The 16,407-nt window shown below is 68.8% G+C and carries 17 protein-coding genes and 2 pseudogenes; 12 read left to right on the forward strand and 7 right to left on the reverse strand.

Annotated elements, in window-relative coordinates; all coding sequences use genetic code 11:
* The first annotated feature begins 93 nt into the window (after positions 1 to 93).
* From AB0E63_RS33205 to AB0E63_RS33235, 7 genes are all read left to right on the forward strand, one after another.
* Positions 94 to 1,200 (forward strand): 4Fe-4S dicluster domain-containing protein, encoded by a 1,107-nt coding sequence (locus AB0E63_RS33205; protein ID WP_360374991.1) that lies wholly within the window; start codon positions 94 to 96, stop codon positions 1,198 to 1,200.
* On the forward strand, positions 1,193 to 1,639 hold the full coding sequence (locus AB0E63_RS33210) for a cyclic nucleotide-binding domain-containing protein (RefSeq protein ID WP_360374993.1): 447 nt from the start codon (positions 1,193 to 1,195) through the stop codon (positions 1,637 to 1,639). The genes AB0E63_RS33205 and AB0E63_RS33210 overlap by 8 nt, the downstream gene beginning before the upstream one ends.
* Positions 1,632 to 2,453, forward strand: a complete 822-nt coding sequence (locus AB0E63_RS33215; protein ID WP_360374995.1) for an FAD/NAD(P)-binding protein — start codon at positions 1,632 to 1,634, stop codon at positions 2,451 to 2,453. The genes AB0E63_RS33210 and AB0E63_RS33215 overlap by 8 nt, the downstream gene beginning before the upstream one ends.
* Positions 2,454 to 2,531: 78 nt before the next feature.
* A complete protein-coding gene (locus AB0E63_RS33220; protein WP_360374997.1) occupies positions 2,532 to 2,816 on the forward strand; it encodes a hypothetical protein in 285 nt (94 codons plus the stop codon).
* An 82-nt stretch (positions 2,817 to 2,898) separates the two neighbouring features.
* Complete coding sequence (locus tag AB0E63_RS33225; RefSeq protein ID WP_360374999.1) at positions 2,899 to 3,465, forward strand: hypothetical protein; 567 nt, start codon at positions 2,899 to 2,901, stop codon at positions 3,463 to 3,465.
* Complete coding sequence (locus AB0E63_RS33230) at positions 3,438 to 5,006, forward strand: FAD-dependent monooxygenase (RefSeq protein ID WP_360375001.1); 1,569 nt, start codon at positions 3,438 to 3,440, stop codon at positions 5,004 to 5,006. The genes AB0E63_RS33225 and AB0E63_RS33230 overlap by 28 nt, the downstream gene beginning before the upstream one ends.
* A gap of 142 nt (positions 5,007 to 5,148) precedes the next feature.
* Positions 5,149 to 5,472, forward strand: a complete 324-nt coding sequence (locus tag AB0E63_RS33235) for a hypothetical protein (protein ID WP_360375003.1) — start codon at positions 5,149 to 5,151, stop codon at positions 5,470 to 5,472.
* Positions 5,473 to 5,661: 189 nt separating this feature from the next.
* On the opposite strand, the gene AB0E63_RS33240 is transcribed toward AB0E63_RS33235, so the two are convergent.
* The 3 genes from AB0E63_RS33240 to AB0E63_RS33250 form a co-directional block, all read right to left on the reverse strand.
* Entirely contained in the window at positions 5,662 to 6,408 is a 747-nt protein-coding gene (locus AB0E63_RS33240; RefSeq protein ID WP_360375005.1) for a DUF4386 domain-containing protein, read from the reverse strand.
* A gap of 350 nt (positions 6,409 to 6,758) precedes the next feature.
* The gene (locus tag AB0E63_RS33245) at positions 6,759 to 7,634 is read right to left on the reverse strand and encodes a universal stress protein (RefSeq protein ID WP_360375059.1); all 876 of its coding nucleotides are present in this window, start codon (positions 7,632 to 7,634) and stop codon (positions 6,759 to 6,761) included.
* A 47-nt stretch (positions 7,635 to 7,681) separates the two neighbouring features.
* Positions 7,682 to 8,059 carry a VOC family protein gene (locus tag AB0E63_RS33250; RefSeq protein ID WP_360375007.1) on the reverse strand — a complete coding sequence of 126 codons (378 nt, stop codon included), beginning with the start codon at positions 8,057 to 8,059 and terminating at the stop codon, positions 7,682 to 7,684.
* A gap of 239 nt (positions 8,060 to 8,298) precedes the next feature.
* Between AB0E63_RS33250 and AB0E63_RS33255 the strand changes: the two genes are divergently transcribed.
* From AB0E63_RS33255 to AB0E63_RS33275, 5 genes are all read left to right on the forward strand, one after another.
* Complete coding sequence (locus AB0E63_RS33255) at positions 8,299 to 8,595, forward strand: hypothetical protein (protein ID WP_360375009.1); 297 nt, start codon at positions 8,299 to 8,301, stop codon at positions 8,593 to 8,595.
* Between the two features lie 191 nt (positions 8,596 to 8,786).
* Positions 8,787 to 9,371, forward strand: a complete 585-nt coding sequence (locus AB0E63_RS33260; protein ID WP_360375011.1) for a CBS domain-containing protein — start codon at positions 8,787 to 8,789, stop codon at positions 9,369 to 9,371.
* A 47-nt stretch (positions 9,372 to 9,418) separates the two neighbouring features.
* The gene (locus AB0E63_RS33265) at positions 9,419 to 11,944 is read left to right on the forward strand and encodes a cation-transporting P-type ATPase (RefSeq protein WP_360375013.1); all 2,526 of its coding nucleotides are present in this window, start codon (positions 9,419 to 9,421) and stop codon (positions 11,942 to 11,944) included.
* Between the two features lie 300 nt (positions 11,945 to 12,244).
* Positions 12,245 to 12,871 (forward strand): hypothetical protein, encoded by a 627-nt coding sequence (locus AB0E63_RS33270; RefSeq protein WP_360375015.1) that lies wholly within the window; start codon positions 12,245 to 12,247, stop codon positions 12,869 to 12,871.
* Positions 12,868 to 13,131: a hypothetical protein gene (locus tag AB0E63_RS33275; RefSeq protein WP_360375063.1), complete on the forward strand. Its 264-nt coding sequence runs from the start codon at positions 12,868 to 12,870 to the stop codon at positions 13,129 to 13,131. Before AB0E63_RS33270 ends, AB0E63_RS33275 begins: the two co-directional genes overlap by 4 nt.
* 137 nt (positions 13,132 to 13,268) lie before the next feature.
* On the opposite strand, the pseudogene AB0E63_RS33280 reads toward AB0E63_RS33275, so the two are convergent.
* The 4 genes and pseudogenes from AB0E63_RS33280 to AB0E63_RS33295 all read right to left on the reverse strand — a co-directional run.
* Positions 13,269 to 13,628 (reverse strand): annotated as a pseudogene (locus tag AB0E63_RS33280) (ABC transporter permease); the annotation flags it as partial.
* Between the two features lie 73 nt (positions 13,629 to 13,701).
* Positions 13,702 to 14,430: pseudogene (locus tag AB0E63_RS33285) on the reverse strand (ABC transporter permease); the annotation flags it as partial.
* The gene (locus AB0E63_RS33290) at positions 14,427 to 15,593 is read right to left on the reverse strand and encodes an ABC transporter permease (RefSeq protein ID WP_360375017.1); all 1,167 of its coding nucleotides are present in this window, start codon (positions 15,591 to 15,593) and stop codon (positions 14,427 to 14,429) included. The gene AB0E63_RS33290 and the pseudogene AB0E63_RS33285, both read right to left, overlap by 4 nt.
* A 25-nt stretch (positions 15,594 to 15,618) precedes the next feature.
* Complete coding sequence (locus AB0E63_RS33295) at positions 15,619 to 16,368, reverse strand: ABC transporter ATP-binding protein (protein WP_360375019.1); 750 nt, start codon at positions 16,366 to 16,368, stop codon at positions 15,619 to 15,621.
* Positions 16,369 to 16,407 lie beyond the last annotated feature (39 nt).

Below are 16,407 nucleotides of genomic sequence, written 5' to 3' on the forward strand. Positions count from 1 at the left end.
AGATCGACGCTGCATGTCGCCAGAGACCGACGACCGCCTCTGCCGGGACCTTCGACCCTGGGCCGGTACGACAGGCATCGGCACAATCGCGCTATGGACCAGGCGATGATCGACGGCCTCGACGAGCTGGTCGGGACGCTACGCACTGACGGGTACCAGGTGATCGGACCGACGGTATCCGGTGCCGCGATCGTGCTGGCCGAGCTGAGGAGCGCCGCACAGCTGCCCGCCGGCTGGGGTGTCGAGACCGGCCCGGGCCAGTACCGGCTGCGGCGCCGAGAGGACGACGTGATGTTCGCTCACTCGGCCGGACCGCAATCCTGGAAGGCGTTCCTGCATCCGTCCCGCCGCAAGCTCTGGTCCACGACAGCGGACGGCACGTTCCGGGCGCCCGACGAAGAGACACCGCGGTACGCGCTACTCGGCGTACGGGGGTGCGACCTGGCGGCGATCACGAAGCTCCGCGATGTGCTCACCGGCGGCAGCCATCCGGACAAGCATTTCCAGGCCCGGCACCAGTCGCTGCTGGTCGTGGCGGTGAACTGCACTGAACCGGGCGAGGTGTGTTTCTGTGCGTCGATGGGCACCGGTCCCGCGGCCGGGCCGGGGGCGGATCTGACCCTCACCGAGATGACTCCGACCGACGGCCACCGGTTCCTGGTCGAGGCGGGCACCGACGCCGGTCGCGACCTGCTCGCCCGGATCGGCCACGACGACGCGACCGCGGACGAGACCGGCAGCGCGCGCACTGCGGTCGAGCAAGCCGCACACCGCATGGGTCGTGCCATGCCTGAGGTGGATCTGCGGTCCTTGCTGGCCGGGAACCGCGACTCGTCCCACTGGGAGGACGTCGCCGAACGATGCCTCACCTGTGGCAACTGCACGATGGTCTGTCCGACCTGCTTCTGCACGACCACCGAGGACGTCACCGATCTGACCGGCGATCACGCCGAACGCTGGCAGCACTGGTCGTCGTGTTTCGAGCTCGACTTCTCCCACGTACACGGCGGCGACGTTCGCAGCTCCGGCGAGAGCCGCTATCGGCAGTGGCTCACCCACAAGCTCAGCACCTGGTACGACCAGTTCGGCGGCTCCGGCTGTGTCGGCTGCGGGCGATGCATCGCCTGGTGCCCGGTAGGAATCGATTTGACCGAAGAGGTCGCCCAGCTCGCGTCGGACGCCGAGGCCACTCATGCCTAGCGCCGGCCTCCTCGACAGTCTGGCCGCCGACGAACGGGACGCGCTGCTCCGCATCTCCCGCGAGGAGTTCTACGACGACGGTGCGCGGCTGTTCGACGAGGGTGGCCGGGCCGGCTGTTGCTGGCTGATTCGGCACGGCCGGGTGGCGCTCGACACCGCCGTACCCGGCCGCGGGCAGGTCGTCGTGGAAACCCTGGGTTCTGGTGACCTCCTCGGCTGGTCCTGGCTGATCCCGCCGTACCGCTGGCATTTCGGTGCCCGCGCCGTCGGCGCGGTCGAGGCAACGGCGTTCGACGCGGAGCAGCTGAGGGTGCTTGCGGACCAGGATCCTCGGCTCGGGTACGCGCTGACGCGAGAGCTCTTGACCGTCGTACTCGACCGGCTGCAGTCCACCCGGGCACGGTTGCTCGACCTGTACGGCCAGGGCGATCGTGACTGAGCCGATGCTGCCCGTCGGGTACCGAGTGATCGGCCAGACGGTCGAGACCCACGACTCGGCCACACTACGGCTGGAGCCGGTCGACCGGCCGCTGGCCCGATTCCGGCCGGGGCAGTTCGCCATGCTCTACGCGTACGGCGTCGGCGAGGTGCCGATCTCGATCAGTGGCATCGGTGACGACGGAACGCTGCTCCACACCATCCGGTCGGTCGGGGCCGTCAGCCAGGCGCTGTACGACGCGCAGCCCGGAACCGTGGTCGGCGTCCGTGGCCCGTTCGGTACGGTCTGGGCTCCTGAAGGTGCCGTTGGCAATGACCTGATCGTGGTGGCCGGCGGCGTCGGCCTCGCACCACTGCGTCCGGTGGTGCTGGCCGCGCTGGCTGGGCGATCGGCGTACCGCAGGGTCGTGGTCGTGGCCGGCGCGCGGACTCCGGACGAGTTCCTCTTCCGCGCCGAGCTGGATACTTGGGCAGCTCGCGACGACGTCGAGGTCGAGCTCACCGTCGACCAGCCGGCGGTCGGCTGGGACGGTGCGGTCGGCTTCGTCACCGAGCCGCTCGCCCGGCTGCGACTCGATCCGGAGCGAACCGTCGCGTTCCTCTGCGGCCCGGAGCCGATGATGCGCTTCAGCGCACGCGTCCTGCTCCGAAGTCAGATTCCGGCCGAGCGGATCCGGGTGTCGCTCGAGCGTTCGATGAAGTGCGGGATCGCCTTGTGCGGGCACTGCCAGCTCGGGCCGCTGCTGCTCTGTCGTGACGGCCCAGTGGTGAGCTACGCCGTCGCCGAGCCATTGCTGGCAGTACCGGAGCTGTGATCCGTCCATCGAATCCCATGTACGCGCGCGCCCCTTGTCGGAGGTGACAACCATGGCGACGATCAAAGGCTGGGCAGCGTGTGGCGCCCCCGCGATTTCGTCGACGATCGCGACCGCGGCGTCCTCATAGCTCAGCACCGCGTTGCCGTCGGCGTCCGCACCCAGACGACCAACTTCGTCAAGTTCTTCCTCCGCGAGACCGGCCGCACCCCGCTCGCCTTCCGCAATGACAGCATCGGATCACAGACGTTCAGCGCGGAAGGCCCTGCCGGCCTGGCTGGGTTCGTTCGTGCCTCGAACGGCGGGCTGCCGGCAGGAGCTGGGGTGGACGTCCTGCCTCAGGTGGCGACCTGCGGGCGCTGAAAGGCCTGGTGAACGCGTGTCCATCGGCCGTGTCGCGCATGTGGGGACGGCAGAACGCTGGGGTTGGATGGAAGGAGAGCTCATGACTGTGCAGCATCCATTGCCCAGGGTGGTCGCGTTGGCTGCGGTTTGCCGGTGCGTCGCGTCCACGATGCGGCTGCTGGTGCAACGGCGCGTGCATCAGCCGCGCGAGTATGTCGACAGGTGGCTTCGGTTCGCCGATGGGACGCAGGGCCGGGTGTACCGGGAGACCGTGGTCGATCGGCGCGCGCCGGCCGATCCGTGCGTACTGGTGGTCGCGTTCCGGCTGCGTGGTGTACGTGGCCGGGGACATGCCGTGTTCCGGTTGGAGTCCTGGTTCAACACTCCGCTGTTCGTCGGCTTCCCCGGCTTCGTCTCCAAGCTGTGGTTGGCCCATGACGACGTCGGCACCTACCGAGGTCTCTACGAGTGGGACGGCGCCGAGTCGGCCGAGGCGTACGCACGCGCACTCTGGCGAGTGCTTGAGCTCGTAAGCGTGAAAGGCTCGATCCACTACCAGGTGGTGGCCGCTATGCGACGCGACGAACTGCTTGGCGATCCGCACCTGCTCGACTCCGTTCAGCCGGCGAACCAGGAGGCATGGTGGCGCATGGTCGGCGCGAACTGAGCGAGCCCGTCGATGTCCTCGTGGTCGGCGCGGGACCGGCCGGACTGGCGGCGGCTCTCCAGTCTCACGCTCACGGTGCGACCGTCCGGGTCGTGGAACGACGCCCCGAGGCCTTCCGCCCCTCGCGGGCAATGATCATGCACCCGCGGACGTTGGAGTGCCTTCGACCTCTCGGGGTGACCGGAGAGCTGCTCGACCGAGGCGACGCGTCGCCGAGCGCCGAGCTGCATCTGGGGAGAAGCCGGGTTTCTGTCTCGCTGGCCGAGTTCCTCCTGCCCGACACCGCGTTTCCACACCTGACGCTGGTGAGCCAAATGGACGTAGAGACTGTCCTCGCGCGGGCCCTGACCCGGCGCGGCGTCCGCATCGAGCGCGGTGTGGAACTGATGGACATCGCACCGGACGCCAACCGCGTCCGCGCCACACTCCGGTCGGAAGACGGAATCACGCAGACATCGTGCCGGTTCGTCGCCGGCTGCGACGGTCCGCGGAGCACAGTGCGCACGCTCGCCGGAATCGGCTGGCGGGGCGCGGCGTACAACGAAGAGGTCGTGCTGGCCGACGTGGAACTGGATGGCGATCTGGGCCCTGGGGTTGTGCACGTCGCGGCCGGGCACGGCGGCCTGCTCTTCCTCTTCGCGCTCGGGGAAGGCGCGCGATGGCGACTGCTCGCGACCCGACCGGCTCAGGGGTCCGCCGTCGAGGGATTCGGGCCGCCGGTGCCCGCCGCGGAGCTCCAGCAGTTGCTCGACGAGTCTGCGCAGGACATCGCGATCGACCACGTCCACTGGTCGGCCCGGATCCGCGTGCAGCATCGGCTGGCCGCGGTGTACCGGGATCGCCGGCTCTTCCTCGCCGGTGATGCGGCCCACACTCACTCCCCGGCCGGCGCGCAGGGCATGAACCTCGGGATCCAGGACGCGATCAACCTGGGTTGGAAGCTGGCGTACGCCGGAGACAGTGAGCGGACCGAACTGCTCGACTCCTACGATCAGGAGCGCCGGCCGGTCGCGCGGCAGGTGCTGGCCATGACCCACCTGATCTTCTTCGCCGAAGCGTCCACACATCCGCTGCCGGCCTTCGTTCGCGGCACACTGGCGCCCTTCGCGGCTCCCGCCGTACCGCTCTTTCTCCGGCAGCGGCGGTTGGTCGCCGAGGCCGTCCGCACACTGTCCCAGCTCAGGGTGAGTTACCGCGGCAGTGTCCTCTCGCGACCCAGGACGTCGATGATCGATCGCCGTCTCCGTCCCGGTGACCGGTTGCCGGACGCAACCGTGACGAGCGATGGGCGAATGGTCCGGTTGCATGAACTCACCGCGTCGCCCGGCGTGCACCTGCTGTACGAGCGAGACGCGCAGCCGCTGGGTTCGGATTACTTCGGTGCCCGCGTTCAGGTACACCACCTGAGCAGCCGGCCGGGTCACGGCGTCGTCGCCGTCCGCCCCGACGGCCACGTGGGCTACCACTCGAGCACGACCGACCCGGCCGCCCTCCGGGCCTGGCTCGAACTCGTCGGAGCCGTCCCACCCGGCGCCCGCTGACCGTCGGGTGGGGACCTTCGGCCCCTGTGGTTCGGGCCTGAACGCACTGCCGGCCGTCTGCCGGAGCCGGGGATCGTGGGACGAACACGACGTTCCCGATGTCGCCCACGCAAGTGCGGCGGAGCTGCTGGCGGTGACGGAGATGACACCTTTCCTGTTCGGCGTACCGTGGTTCTTCCAGGTGTGGGCGCGCCCCGACTTCGCCGACGCCCAGCGCGATCCGCAACGCCCGGCCCGCTCCTGGCGTCTCTTCGGCCGGCGGCGCGCGGCGGACCCAGCGCCAAGCCAGGCGGACCGCCCGACGACAGCCCCGGCTACCGGCCGGACAGGCAGCCCGGAGCCCGGCAACGAGCCTTGGCCCTACCCGCCGTTGCTGCTGCCGTTGACCGAGGACGAGCTGATCACCTTCCGACGTGAGCTCACGTCCACGTCCGACGTCATCGCCCGCCTGCTGGCCGAGCGCTGACCGCCGCGGCGCAGCGTCGTTCTGCTCGTATTCATCCACGCCCGCGCGGCGAACGAGGTCAGAACGGCAGGATGCGCCCGGACGGTGTACGGAGATCGAGCGTCTCCGGCCGGCGCGGGCGCTTCGGCCGCTGGATCATCACCTGCTTGCGTTTCATGATCGGTCCCCCCTCCGGCTCGCGGCAGCCGGCTACGAACTCTCACTGCGGGCGACAGATCCGCCGACCAGCCCAGCCAGAATCGGAGAGGGCTTGAATCCCTTGACGATGAGGTAGATACCGAACGACAACTCCCAGAAGAACTCCGGAATCGTCGCGACGCCCTGCACCGTGCCTCCACGCTCGATGACATCGAACATGACCATGATTCCCGAGATGACGATCAGCGGACCTCCGATGAGCCCCAACATCGCCATGCCTCGTGGCACCAAACCAGACCGATACATCAGGTAGCCCAGGATGATTCCGTTCGCGACACCGGCGCAGAAGCCTGGCCCGATCAGGAATGCCCGATCGTAGATCGCGACGAAAGCCTGGCCAAGAGCGGCGTCTGTGCCGGCCGTGCCGTCCTGCCGCATCAACAGGAACGTGAGCATGCTGACGATACCGATGGCGATGAAGGTGGCCTCGAGGAGACGTGCTGCGACGTAGCCAAGTGCGAGGCTTTCGCTGTATCGCTTGTAGATCGCGTACGGCACTACGGCGGTGCCGATGTTGGCGATGATGACGATGAGTTCGAGGGTGGCGCCCAAAGCCACGCTCGAGGTGGGGTCGGCTCCGGCTCCGGTGATGTAGTCGGGGTAATCCCGCACCGGGGCGTACAGGATGAAGTACGCCGGGATCGAGGCCACGAAGGTGACCACCATCAACCAACCCGTCAGCGTGGCAATCTTCCTCGCGTCGACCGTCCTGCCGTAATGATCTGTGCCGGTGTCCATCTGAACCCGCCCCCCGAGCGGAGATAACGCGGCAACCCTCGCCGGTCCCCAAACGCAAGATGCGACCGCTCAAGCCTCAGCATGTTCCTTCCCACCGGAGGTGTCCACCTCCAGCTCTGGCTCACTTGACCAGCGGCGCTCCGCTGATGAGTACGGCGCGACAATGTGCCGCGGCGTACTCACTCGCGTTCGCCCGAAACCGAATCGGCGCGCCCGCATCAGCACCCACAGTTCCCAGACCTGCTCCGGCCGATGCTTATCGCGAACTCCTCCCCGGCCGTACACCATGCCTGTCCGCCTCTGCTCGTGTCAGGGCCGAGAGTCCCGCCCACCGGGACAACGTGCGGGACCTAGGTCTGGGCGGGTTGCGTTGCCGGTTGGTGGACGATGGCTGTCGGGCCGGTGGCGTGCTGCAGGATGCCGCGGGCGGTCCCGCCCAGCAGGAGCGCCACCATCCGCCGGTGGGTCCGGCCGCCGACCACCAGCAATTGGACGTTTGCCTCGTGCGCGGCGTCGGTCAAGCCGGCGACCGGGTGGCCGCGCCTGAGCTCAGCCTCGAAGGTGACGCCGGGGTATCTGTCGCGGCACCGCCGTACTGTGGCATCCAGCCGGTCGCCGTAATAGCGGTGCGCGGTTTCGACAGTGCCCGCGGTGTCGGGCTCGTCTCCGGTGAACATCGTGGGAATGTCCCAGACGTGCACCAAGCGGATCGGAGCCCCCCGCTCCGCGGCCAGGCCGACCGCGAAGTCGACCGCTGACTCGCAATACTCGAGCTCGTCGACCCCGACCACGATCAGCGCGTCCCGATCGCCCGGACTCCACTTCGGCGGTACGACGACCACCGCCGTCTCGGCCACGTACGCCACGGCTTCGGCAGTGGAACCGATCAGCAGCCGGCCCAGGATGCCACGCCCGTGCCGCCCGACCACGACCATCCGGTCGTTCCCGGTCGATCGCGCCAGGATGTGCGCCGGCGTACCGGACAGCACCACGGCCGTATGCAGCCCATTGCTGTCACGGTGATCGAGGTACTCGCGGACATCGGCCACCAGCTGCCTGCCCGCCTTGGCGGCAGCAGGTCCGCCGCCCAAAAGGGCCGTCGGCGGCCGGTCGCCAACGACGTGCAGCACTCGAATAGCAGCGGCACTGAGCCCCGACTCGTACAGCGCCCAGTCGACGGCGCCGTTGGCGGACCAACTGTCGTCGACCCCGACGGCGATCGTGATCCTTTCTCTATGGCCGGTTCCTCACTCTCGCGTCCCCGCCTTGCCGCTCATCGCGGCGCCTGGTCGGCGCCTTCACCGTCTTCCTGCCGCAGCAAGCCGATGATGTTGCCGTCGGGGTCGCCGATCATGGCGAACTGCCCGATGCCGGGGATCGCCGTCGGCTCGACGACGGTCTTCGCACCGAGCTCGCCGGCGCGGTCGAGTGTGGACCGCAGGTCGTCCACCGCGACGTACACGGTGACGGACGCAGGCACCTCGTCCCCGGTCTGCAGCAGTCCGCCGCCGATACCGTTCTCGCCGGCCGGGACGAGCGAGTACTCCGGTCCCGCCGGTTGCAGCTGCCAGCCGAACAACTCGCCGTAGAACGACGCCATCCGACCGAGATCACGGCCGCCAATCTCGAAGTGGATCACCGGACTTGTCATGCTGGTCACCCTCCGTTGTGTGCTCGTCCCAACGAACCGGCTCAGTGGTTTACGTCTCCACCGAACGCCGGGAGCGCCGGCCGGCACAGAGGCCTAGGCCTCCCTGCGGCAGTCCCGAAGGTCCTACCCGCGCACATCAACCTGGACGGGCACGCCAGGCAGGACGCACTCGACCCAGGTCGAGCCAGACGCCAGCAGCAGCGGCTTACGTGTCCCGCTAGGCCCGCAGCACGACGAGGTTGAGTGCAGAGACCTGGCGCCCGTCCTCGATGCGATGTGCCGACCACTTCTCGGCTCGCAGCCATCGGGCGAAGCCGCTGTCGTACACCCACGTCGCGGTTGCCGGTTCGATTCCCGTCGTCGACGACCGCGCTGCGCTGACCGGAGTTATCGACGAGACAGATCTCGTCCAGGACGGGGCTCTGGTCGGCGACCGCATCCCGGCATCGGCCGGGCGCCTCGCCGGTACGACGCCATCGCGACGGCGCGATGAGTCACCACGTTCGAGGCCTCCGCCGGTACGGCGCGCGGCGTAGATGCAGTCCGCATCACCTGCCACCACCACTGCAGGCAGGTCCTGTGCAGGCCGGGACCTTTGTCTCTGGGATCGCCGTCGTGGCCAGGACATCGTGGAAGTAGATGCGCCGGGGAGATTCAGCCGCCACGACGACGGGCACGAGTTCCGCGCGACAGACGCCGGAACCGTCGGCAGAACGAGGTGATGACGATGTTGATCCGTGACCTGATGACCACACCTGCGATCACCGTGACGGCGCAGACACCCATCGGCCTGGCGATCCGGCTCCTCGACGATCGGAAGATCACCGCCATGCCCGTCGTCGATGCGGCCGGCGTCCTGGTGGGGATCGTCAGCGAGGCCGACCTCGTCCAGGAGGAGGGCCTGCTGGACGACCGCGTCCCGAAGGCCACCGTCCGGACGACCACGGACACCCCGGCACGCCGGATCGCCGACGTGATGAGCCACCTGGTGGCCACCGTCGACGCCGATGACGAACTGGAGGTCGCGATCGATCTGATGTGGTCGACGATGGTGAAGAGCGTGCCGGTGCTGGATCACGGCCGCGTCATCGGCATGATCAGCCGCAGCGACGTCATCCACCAGCTGGCGGGCCGGGACGACCGCATCCGCGCCGAGGTTCGCGAGATCATCCAGGCCGAGAACCCGGGCTGGCAGGTCGACGTCCGCGACGGAGTCGTCACGGTGACCGGCCCGGCCGACCCGCGCGAGCGCAGCCTCGCCGACACGCTGGCCGGCACCGTCCGCGGCGTCATCGCCGTTCGCATCTGCTGACCTACCGATCCGGCGATCGCCGGCTGATTCCTGCTCGGGAGCGTGCAATGCCCGACCCCGTCCAACTTCCGCTGCATCATGGCCTGACCGAGGTCGAGGCCGCCCGGAAACTCGCCGAGCACGGTTCCAACACCACCGCCGCCCCCGAGCCACCGTCTGCGCTCTTCCGGGTCAGGGAGCAACTGCGCGACCCGATGATCCTGCTGTTGCTGGGTGCTGCCGTGCTCACCGCGACGTTGCGCGACCTCGCCGACTTCGCGGTGATCCTGGTCGTGATCGTGCTCAACACCACGGTCGGCGTGGTCCAGGAACTCAGGGCCGAGCATGCGCTGACCGCGCTGAACCGTCTGGCCGCGCTGCACGCGACGGTACTTCGTTCCGCCCGGGCGACGGTCATCCCCGCGGCGGAGGTCGTACCCGGCGACCTGGTGCTGCTCGAAGCAGGCGACATCGTCCCGGCGGATCTCGAACTGAACGGAGCAGTCCGCCTGCAGACCGACGAGTCCGCACTCACCGGTGAATCCCTGCCCGTCGAGAAGGACTCAGGCGATGAGGTCTTCGCCGGCACTGTGGTGACACGCGGCCGAGGTTCCGGAGTTGTCTCTCGGACAGGTCCGGACAGCGCGCTCGGCCGGATCGCGAGTCTGATCTCGACCCAGCGTCCAAGGCCTACTCCGTTGCAGCTCCGGCTCAGGTCGCTCAGCCGCATCCTCAGCGTGGTCGCACTGCTGCTGTCCGGTTTCGTCGCGTTGGCCGGTCTGCTGCGAGGTCTCCCGGCTGCCGACATGATCGTGACCGCGGTGAGCCTGACTGTGGCCGCCGTGCCCGAGTCCCTGCCTGCTGTCGTCACGCTCGCCCTCGCCATCGGCGCCCATCGGATGGCCCGGCGGTCGGCCGTCGTGCGCCGGTTGCCGGCCGTCGAGACGCTCGGCTCCGTCACTGTCGTGGCGGCGGACAAGACCGGCACGCTGACGGAAGGGGTGATGCTGGCCGAGCGGTTGTGGACCGAGCAGGGCGAGTTCATTGCCAGTGGCAACGGTTACGAGCCGGACGGCGGCCTGGTCCCCATCGGTGACGCGGCACCACCGGAACGGCTGCTCCGCGACATCGTGCTGTGCAACGACGCGGACCTGAGGCCGCCCGGCCCGGACCAGCCGGTCTGGTTGCCGCTGGGTGATCCCACCGAGGCGGCCCTGCTCACGCTCGCCCATCGTGGCGCGATCGATCCGGAGCCGGTGCGGGCGGCCTACCCGAGGATCGCCGAGCTGCCCTTCGACAGCATCCGCAAGCGGATGACAACCTTTCACTGGATGCCCGGCGGCGACAGCACCCTGGTCGTCGGCAAGGGTGCGCCGGAGGTGCTCCTCGATCCGTCGGTCACGTCGTACGGCGACGTCGCAACGGCCGGGGCGAACGCGGCGGAGCTCGCGGCCGACGGGTACCGGGTGCTGGCGGTTGCCGATCGGATACTGCCACCGGGTGCGCGCCGTACCGAGGACGGTTTGCAACTCGTCGGACTGGTGGCCCTCACCGATCCGGTCCGGCACAACGCGGGCGAGGTGACGACCGCCTTCGGCCGAGCCGGTGTCGACCTGCTCTTGATCACCGGCGACGCACCGGGCACAGCACGTGCGGTGGCCGAGCGGGTCGGACTGCACGCCGACGGCGTCATCACCGGCGCCGACATCGATCAAGGCGTTGACCCGGCCGGAGGACGCGTCTATGCCCGGATCCGGCCCGAGCAGAAGCTCGACATCGTGCGGGCGTGGCATCACGCGGGGCACGTGGTCGCTATGACTGGCGACGGCGTCAACGACGCCCCGGCCCTGCGGCGCGCCGACATCGGCGTCGCGATGGGCAAGGGCGGTACCGAGGCGGCCCGGCAGGCGGCCGACCTGGTCCTGACCGACGACGACCTCGGCACCGTGGTGGCGGCGATCGAGGAAGGGCGCCGGATCTACGCGAACGTGCGGACCTTTCTGCGCTACGCACTCAGCGGTGGCCTGGCCGAAATCCTGGTGATGCTGATCGCCCCGATGCTCGGGCTCGCCGCGCCTCTGCTGCCTGCGCAGATTCTCTGGATCAACATGCTCACCCACGGTCTGCCCGGTGTCGCCATCGGCGCCGAACCCGCCGACCCGCGGGCGATGCGGCGCGACCCGCGATCCCCGGACGAGCAGGTCCTCGGTGCGGGCCTGTGGCAACGAATCGCCTGGACCGGCACACTGATCGCCGCGGTCACCATCGCCGCCGCCCTCTGGACCCACTCCACCGGTGGCCCCTGGCAGACCATGGCGTACGTCGTCCTCGGCCTGGCCCAACTAGGTGTCGCCATCGCGCTCCGCCGGCCGCGTCCGAGTGGAGAACGCCGTCGGCTCCGCTTCCTCGACGCCGCTGTCGCCGGCGCGCTGGTCGCGCAGGTCGGGCCGCTGTTCGTGCCGCCGCTGCGTGAGTTGCTCAGCCTGCACGCGCTGTCGGCTTCCGAGCTCGCCATCGCCGCCGCCTTCGCTGTCGTCCCTGGCCTGACCGTCGCCGCCCGCCGCGTCTGGACGGCCCGCAAGGAGCAGCCATGACCCGTCGAACTGCTCAGCACCGGCTCTGGCCGGCGGATCGACGAGGACGACTATCCCGGCTGCGGACCGTGGCCGACCGTGTGACCTTCCTCGGCACCCGACCCCGAGAGGCCTTCGGAGTGGTGACTTTCGGCCCTGCGTCCGTCGTGCCATCGGAGGTGCAATGGACGTGGGCGAGGGAAGCCAGGCGCAAGGGTACGGAGAAGCGGCCCGCAGCCGTGCACCGTACATCTCGGCCCGCTGCAGTAGCGGTGGTGGGCTTCCCTCGCTCCACAAGGCTGAGATTCGGGAGGCGGAGCGATGACCACCACGGGCCCTGACAACCTTCCCGGCGACGAGCCGGCTCCACAGCGCCGGGCAACCCGGCGGATGCGGATCGCCATTGTCGTCGCCACTGTCACCGGCATCGCATTGATCGCCGTACTGGCCGTCGTACTCCTCCGTGACACGGGATCGGAGCCGGGCGTTGCCCCACCCCCGTCGGCCAGCGCGACCCCGACCGCATCCGCCCGTACGACACCTACGCCATCGCCGACACCTTCGAACACATCGCCAAGGCCCACTACGACAGTCACCCCCTTTGCCTACCAGGCGCTGTGGCCGTTCAGCTCGGACGCCGGCGCGGCAGCGTGGCAACGCAGCTACCGTAGCGGCGGACATCAGCCCTGGCATCTCGATCCGGAGCAGACGGCGCTGTCGTTCACGACCGGATATCTCGGCTTCACCGAGATCGACCGGGTGGTCTCCCGTTCGGTCAGCGGAAACGAGGCGTGGATCGGCATCGGATACCAGGCCGAAGGCCGCCTCGCCCACGCAGCGACGCTGCACCTCGTCCGGATCAGTCAGGGACCGGACGCGCCATGGGAGGTTGTCGGGACCATCGACACCACCCTCACTCTGGACCGCCCCGGTACGGCGCGACCGTGACCTCGCCGTTGACGGTGGGTGGGCTGATCACCGGTGTCGACGAATCCATCCGGGTCGACGTCCGACAGTTGTCGTCCACCAAGCCGATCGGTACGTTCTGCTGCCTCCCTGCCGGAGGTGAACGACAACCGTGGTCGGCCCGTGTCAGCTTCACCGGCGCGACCGGTTCCGCATTGACTGTCGTCGCCTCGACCGGCGGTCACCTGCAAGGCGTCGAGGCCTTCGCCATCACCGGCCTGCACCCCGCCCCGACCAACTGACCGCACACGTCCTTTGGCCTTGGCAGCGACGTCGGCGCTGCTGTCGGCAAGCCACGCGAGGTTCCGTGTCCCGGCGGAGGATACGATCGCCGGCCGCGGACGAGTGCGATGCGGATGGAGATGAGGTGAACAACCAGTCAGCTGCTGAGGCGGTGCTGGAGCAGGACCGAGGCCAGGGCGAGCATTCCAGCGGCGAATCCGGCCAGCGCGGCCAGGTTCGTTGCAATGTCCGCAATCCCACCCGCGCGCGACAGCACAGTGATCCAGGCGTCCACGGCCCAGGCGTGCGGCGTCGCATGGCCGAGGATGCGAACCTTGTCCGGCACGATCTCGAGCGGCCACATGCAGCCGCCGAGCATGGCAAACGCGATACCGATCACCGGCCCGATCGCCGACGCCTGGTCCGGCGTCTTGAAGGCGGCACCGCTGAGCATCCCCGCGCCCGTGCCGACCAGTGCCCACGTGACAACCAGCGCGATCGCCGCCGGCAGGTTGCCCCAACTGACGCCGAAACAGCAACCATCCGGTGCCGATGATCAGCGCCGACTGCAGCAACGAGAACGTCAGGTAGAACAAAGATTCACCCAGCACCAGGTCACTCGCCCGGACCGGCGCCGCAAGCGCACGGCCGTAGATGCCGAGCTGGCGGTTCTGGACGACTGTCGCACCACCGGCCAGTGCGTTGATGAACACGAACAGCACCAGCATGGTCGGCGCGCTGTACCCGAACCCCAGTGGAAGGTAGTTGCTGCCGCTGGCCACGTTCTCGGTGCTCACCGTGATGCGTGGAGTGACCCGTTGCAGGGCAGTGGCCCTCAGCAACTGTTCGGCGACGGTGCTGCCAGTCTTCCGGGCGGCGGACGCGGCCGCCTGGATCCGCTCGGCATGCCGCGCGACCGCGGCGGAGACGGCGGATCGTACTGCGCCCTGCGTCGACTTCGCGCCACCGGCCAGCACCGGTATCACCACTTCGTCGCCCCGGAGCAGTGCCGCTTCCAGGCCGGTCGGGATCAGGACCACCGCGTCGAGCTCGCCGCGGCGCAACGCCGTACGCGCGGTCTGCTCGTCGGACTGGAGATGCACCGGTCCGGTGGCATCGAGGTCGTCGACCAAAGTGGCGGCAAGCGGCGGACCGGCGGCCTGGGCTGACACTACGCCGATGCGGAAGCCACCCGGGTTCCGCACGACGGTGCCGATGATCGCGATGACGAGAACGGGCAGCAGCACGACGAAGAACAGCGCCGTCCGGTCTCGCAGCATCCGGCGCAGCGAGGCGCCGGCCACAGCCAGAACTGTCATGACGCGGCCCTCCAGCGACCAACTGCCGCGGCGAGTACGCCGACCACCGCGGCCATACCGAGAATGACAAGAACAGGTCGTATGGCGCTCGTTGCGGCCGCGCCGGTGGCGAGGTCGGTGAAGCCACGCAGCGCCCAGCCGTTGGGCGTCAACAGCGCCAGCTTGCGCAGTGTCTCGGGTGCCTGGCTGATCAGGACGAAGTTTCCGCCGAGCAGTAGCAGGGCGAACGTGATCATCATCGCGATCCCGTCCGCCTGCCGCTCGGTCCGTGAGACCGCGATCACCAGTGCGGTCAGCGCGACCAGAACCGCAGACATCGCCATGATCAATGCCGCGGCCGGGATCGGAGGACCCCACTGGGCGCCGAACGCCAACGAGGACACCACGGCGAGGCTGGTCAGACTTGCGACGCTGTAGGCGAAGGCGGCCAGTGATTTGCCGAGCAGTACGACGCCCCGCCGGATCGGTGCGGCGCTGATCCGCTCGAGGGTGCTGGCGCGCAGCTCGGCGAAGTAGCTGTGCGCGGTGAAGCCGATCGCGAACAGGATGAACATGATGCCCATCGCCGGCGCGTAGTAGCTGGCGGTCGTCAGCTGCCGGTAACCCGTCGCGCGATCCTCGACCGACTCGGGCAGCCTGAGGCCGGCCACCGCCATTGCCAGCTCCGCAGTCCGGCTCGGCGGCACTCCAGCGGCCAGCGCGGCATGCACGGACAATCGGTCGGCGTTCAACTGTGCGACATAGGCGTCCGCGACAGCCCGGGCGACCTGTGCCTCCAACGGGTTGTCCGGACTGCCGAGCACGGTCAAGCCGACCGGTTCGTCACCGACTGCCGCCGCACTGAACCCCGGCGGGATCACCAGACCGGCGCCGACGTCGCCGTGATCCACCAGCTTGCGGGCCTGCTGCTCGTCACCGATTGGCTTCACTGTCAGTACGTCGGACAGGTCCGGGCCGCTGAGCGCCGTACGCAAGGCCACGGCGATCTGCCCGTGGTCGTTGTCCACCAGCGCGACGTCGGCATGGAAGGCCTCCACCGACGAGAAGGCGAAACTCATCAGGGCCGCCACCAGGACCGGCGCGACGAAGCCGAGGACGATGGCCGAGCGGTCCCGCAAGCGCTGGCGCAGATCCTTGCCGGCAATCACGAGGGCTGCGTTCACGATCACTCCCGCAAGGCCGTGCCGGTCAGGTCAGTTCGATGCGGTCGTGCTCACCGAGCTGCGCGACCAGATCACGCTGGGTGCCCTCGGCAACCAATCGACCGTGGTCGATGATGCCGACCCGGTCACACAACCGCTCGGCTTCCTCCATATAGTGCGTGGTGTACAGCACCGCCATACCGGTCGCACCGAAGGCCCGCACGCTCTCCATCACGGCGTGCCTGCTCTGCGGATCCACTCCCACGGTCGGCTCGTCGAGAACCAGCAGGGTGGGCTCGTACAACAGGCCGGCACCGATGTTCAGCCGCCGCTTCATCCCGCCCGAGAACGACTCGACCCGGTCGCGGCCCCGCTCCGACAGCCCGATCAGTTCCAGCACCTTGCCTACCCGGCGATTCAGGGCCTTGCCGTGCAGCCCGTAGAGACGGCCGAAGAACCTCAGGTTCTCCCGCGCGGTCAGATCGGGATAGAGCGCGATGTCCTGCGGCACATAGCCGACGCACTCCTTCGCCAGGGTCGCCGTCGTGCTGACCTGCCGGCCGGCGATCAGGATCTCACCGGCATCCGAACGGAGCAGCCCGCACACCATCCGGATGGTCGTCGTCTTGCCGGCACCATTCGGCCCGAGCAGGCCATACGTCTCCCCCGCTGCCACCTCGAAGCTGACGTCGTCGACAGCAATGCGATCCCCGAACCGCTTGGCCAGATGCGATGCGACCAGCACCTGATCAGTGGCCGGGCCGGCCTGCGCGGGAACAGTCTCGACGCTGTACATAAGTCCAGCGTCTGCTCCACCCGCAGCCACGGTCAGAGC

Source organism: Kribbella sp. NPDC026596 (assembly GCF_040638415.1).
Lineage (GTDB): Bacteria > Actinomycetota > Actinomycetes > Propionibacteriales > Kribbellaceae > Kribbella.